The sequence below is a fragment of the Oleiphilus sp. HI0123 genome, assembly GCF_001635315.1.
In genome coordinates this window covers 1-1945 of record NZ_LWGE01001634.1, presented here as the reverse complement: position 1 = coordinate 1945, position 1945 = coordinate 1, and the positions used below count along the sequence as shown (strand labels likewise).

2 protein-coding genes and 1 pseudogene are annotated in these 1945 nt (G+C 45.1%); all 3 read right to left on the bottom strand.

Annotated elements, in window-relative coordinates; genetic code table 11:
• Positions 1-503, bottom strand: a 503-nt coding sequence (locus A3761_RS22010) for a methyltransferase (protein WP_068750882.1), incomplete at its 3' end; no start/stop codon positions are given.
• Between the two features lie 335 nt (positions 504-838).
• Positions 839-1474 (bottom strand): nucleoid occlusion factor SlmA, encoded by a 636-nt coding sequence (gene slmA, locus A3761_RS22005; RefSeq protein WP_068512101.1) that lies wholly within the window; start codon positions 1472-1474, stop codon positions 839-841.
• A 62-nt stretch (positions 1475-1536) separates the two neighbouring features.
• Positions 1537-1945: pseudogene (locus tag A3761_RS22000) on the bottom strand (thiazole synthase); the annotation flags it as partial.

Genomic DNA, 1945 nt, shown 5'->3' with positions numbered 1-1945 from the left:
ACCTCACTTGTTGGCTTGGAGTGTCTTTCAAAGAAATTAGCTAATAAGCTAATGTGTTCGTCTTCATATAATATATCGCTACCAATGATCAGGTCGAAAAGGCCTAAGCTATCATTATCTTTAGCCCAGTCTATACGTTCAAAGGTGATGTCGGCGTCGCTATTAAGTTCGGTATTTCGTTGTAAGAATTTTTCAGTTTCAGGGTGGTAGTCAGTGGCAGTAATATCGGCGTGCTGCTTATTTAGTAATAAACTCGATAAAGCCATGCCGCAACCAACTTCCAGGACCCTTTTATCACCAATAGTGTAGTTAAAGATGAAGTGTGCGAGCACCATACTGGAAGGCCAGATGACACCGAAGATGGGCCATGCTGCAGAGCTGATGCCCAGTTTCTCAGCGATGCCTTCCGGATCATGAAATTGCTGTCTGTCACGGAGTGTACAGAGATGAATATCGGTCTTACCAAACTCAATGGTTTGGTAGCACAAGCGTAAGTCTGTCATTTGGCTGCCTTCGTATTTGCGCTAAATATCTTTATAGATAATTAGCACAGAGTGGCGCTGAGCCAGGTATCGAGGATAAATGACAAAACGGAGTACTACTTAGGGTATAGCACCTGTAAAGAAAGGCAATGTATTTCGCTTATTCTTTGTACTGGGAAAATCGCTGATAATTGGCGCTTGTTAGGATTAACAACTGGCTAACGGCAACTAATTCTAGCTTGGCTAAACCTTGTAGCTTTAACGAGTGGTAGAACTCGGTTGGAAGATAAATGAAATCCTGTGAGGGTTGAAGAGCCTCAATAAGCTACAAGGGAGAGCTTATTGAGGCGGATAGCTTAGTCACTCTGGAATAAACTACTAGCAAGCATGGGCCAATGTGCTGACCAACCTTGCGTAGGGCTACGCTTAAATTCGCTACGCACATATTGGTGGATACGACCTTCGATATTTAAAGTGAGCAAACTCGCTGCACTGCTGCCGGTTAGGCGAGGTCTCTTTTGCTCGCGAATTTCAGCTTCTCGGATTATTTGGCGTAACTGAGTTTCAAGACGATCAAAGAACTGGGCAGAACGCTGTCGAATTTTTGGCTTTTCACCCGCCAATGCACCGCCTACTAATAAAGAACACATACCGGGGTTCTTTTCAGCAAAAGCCAATATAAAGATTACGATCCGCTGAAGTCGCTCAATGCTTCCAGGGACTTCTTGAGTAATCAATTTGATGCGTGTAAATACCGACTCTTCTATAAATTCTAACAGGCCTTCAAACATCTTCCCTTTGCTGGGAAAGTGTCGGTATAGCGCTGCTTCAGTGACGCCGACTTCCTTGGCAAGTTTAGCGGTTGTGATCCTTTCGCCAGGATTCTTCTCAAGCATCTGAGCCAGCACTTCCAGAATTTGCTGGCGACGATTAGGCTTGTTGCTTTTTTCTGTCTTGCTATTAGGGGTATTGCTTGTCGGCTGGTCCGGCATTCTCAGCGTTTCCTATAAATAATCACTAAATAAGTATTAAGGTCTATCTTGAGTCAATATGACTAGACGATCAAGCCCTCTATTGGCGAAGAGGCTGAAGCGTATAACTTACGTGGCATACGGCCAGCAAGATAAGCCGCTCGACCACTTTCTACTGCCAGGCGCATAGCCTGGGCCATTAGGATAGGGTCTTGAGCTGCAGCAATTGCTGTATTCATGAGTACGCCATCACAACCTAGCTCCATCGCGATACTTGCGTCTGAGGCTGTACCAACACCAGCATCAACTAATATTGGCACCTTCGCATTTTCGAGAATTAGCTTGATGTTGTAGGGGTTACGAATGCCAAGGCCAGAGCCAATCGGAGCACCCAAAGGCATGACCGCAACACAGCCCATTTCTTCAAGGCGTTTAGCAACAAGTGGATCGTCAGTGGTATAAACCATGACCTTGAAGCCGTCTTTTATCAGT

Bases quoted from the DNA above. Each gene is read 5' to 3' on its own strand.
- slmA (WP_068512101.1), bottom strand. From the start codon at position 1,474: ATGCCGGACCAGCCGACAAGCAATACCCCTAATAGCAAGACAGAAAAA.